This window comes from Phyllobacterium sp. P5_D12 (assembly GCF_054049495.1).
This window is the reverse complement of the sequence record NZ_JBFUMG010000712.1, coordinates 1-1,936: the sequence shown is the minus strand read 5'-3', so window position 1 is coordinate 1,936 and position 1,936 is coordinate 1. Positions and strand designations below refer to the sequence as shown.

Annotated in this window: 2 protein-coding genes; both read left to right on the top strand. The window is 54.9% G+C overall.

Features of this window, described 5'->3' with window-relative positions:
* Positions 1-622: BtpA/SgcQ family protein (locus ACXJ5O_RS25580; RefSeq protein WP_457302358.1), on the top strand; the 622-nt coding region annotated here is incomplete at its 5' end.
* A gap of 25 nt (positions 623-647) precedes the next feature.
* Positions 648-1,936, top strand: a 1,289-nt coding sequence (locus tag ACXJ5O_RS25575) for an amidase (RefSeq protein WP_457302357.1), incomplete at its 3' end; no start/stop codon positions are given.

Genomic DNA, 1,936 nt, shown 5'->3' with positions numbered 1-1,936 from the left:
ACCAGATGAAATCGGCCCGGAAATCATCGCGGCAATGACGGTGATTACAGATAGAGTGGCGCGCAATGTTGGCGTTCCTGTTGGCATAAATCTTCTCGCCAATGGTTCGATTGGATCGCTTGCGATCGCGAAAGCCAGCGGGGCTAAATTTGTCCGCGTCAACCAGTGGGTAAATGCCTATGTCAGCAACGAGGGTATTATCGAAGGAGAAAGCGCGAAGGCGCTGCGTTACCGCAAACAGATCGACGCACAGGATGTTGCCATATTTGCAGATGTGCATGTGAAACACGGATCGCACGCCATCGTCGGGGATCGTTCGATCGGTGAGCAGGCCGCTGACGCGGAGTTCTACGGTGCGGATGTAACCATTGCCACTGGAAATCGTACTGGAGACTCTGTGCCCGAGACCGAAATCTCTGCAGTGCGCAGCGGAACACAGCTACCCGTGATTGCGGGAAGCGGGATTACGGCAGGCAATGCTGGCGAACTCTTGCGTAAACTTGACGGCGCGCTCGTTGGTTCAAGCCTCAAGTTCGATGGTGTCTGGTGGAACGCCGTTGAGATCGAGCGGGTCCGCAGGCTGGTGGAGCAAGTCAGGCCTTTGCGCGACAATGCCGACTGATGATGAGCGATGAGGAATTACGGCCATGGCGACCTCCGATCTGACAGAGCTCTATGCACGAAGCGATGCGCTTGAACTCGCGATGCTGGTGCGCCAGCGTCAGGTTACTCCAGTGGAACTATTGGACACCGCGATCGCTATTGTCGAAGCGCTAAATCCGCGGCTCAACGCAATGGTAATCGAAACTTTCGATTTGGCACGTAAGGCAGCCTTAAATCAACCTGTAGGATCGTTCGGTGGCGTCCCGTTCTTTTTGAAGAATATTGGATCTATGTGGCGTGGAACAAGTCTGACGAACGGACTTAGTTACATGCGGGATTTCGTCTGTGATCATGATTCAGATATGGTCAGCCGGATCAAGGCCGCCGGTTTTCTGCTGCTCGGTCGCACCAATGCGCCGGAGGGGGGCTGGTCCATTGGAACAGAACCGCGGCTGTACGGACCTACACTAAATCCGTGGAATCCAGAGATAACACCGGGAGGTTCGAGCGGGGGAGCAGGAGCTGCTGTTGCCGCCCGCATGGTGCCACTCGCARAGGCATCGGATGGCGGCGGCTCCATTCGCGTGCCAGCATCATGCTGTGGGCTCGTCGGTTTGAAGCCCTCACGGGGGCGCATCACGTATGGTCCAGAAACCGTTGATCTTTGGCACGGTAGCATTGCAACATTATGCGTAACACGCACAGTCCGGGACACAGCTGCTTACCTTGATAGTGTTGCGGGCTCGGTACCCGGAGATCCCTATATAGCACCCATGCCCACAAGCCCGTGGTTGAGCCAGCTGGCGATTCCACCCAAAGGGTTGCGCATTGGTTATGCACTCAARCAGCCTTGGGGGGAGCCATACGCTTCCGAGGTTATGGACTCCCTTCAAGCAACGCTTCGCTTATGCGCAAATCTCGGTCACCACGTGGAACAACACGAATTGTCAGTCTCCCTCGAAGCGGCTTGGCTGCACTATAATGTCATCAATGCCGTGGAAACTGCGGCCGATTTCGATAGACTAGCAGGCGTCAGCGGCAGACCGGTGGAACAACAGGAACTTGCCCCTTTCAATTGGTCCTTATTGGAATACGGTCGATCTCTCTCTGCAATCGACTATGCTCATGGTATCGCGGCTGTCAGAAAAGCAAGTCAAGAAATCGCGAAAGACCTTGCCGCGTACGATGTCTTCATCACCCCAACTTTAACTCAGACTCCACGTCCTGTCGGTTATTGGTCGATGGAAGACGGTGATCTCAAACGATATTTACATCGTTGGTCCGATGCCGGCTATTTGTTTGGGTTCAACATCTCCGGTCTGCCCGCCATGTC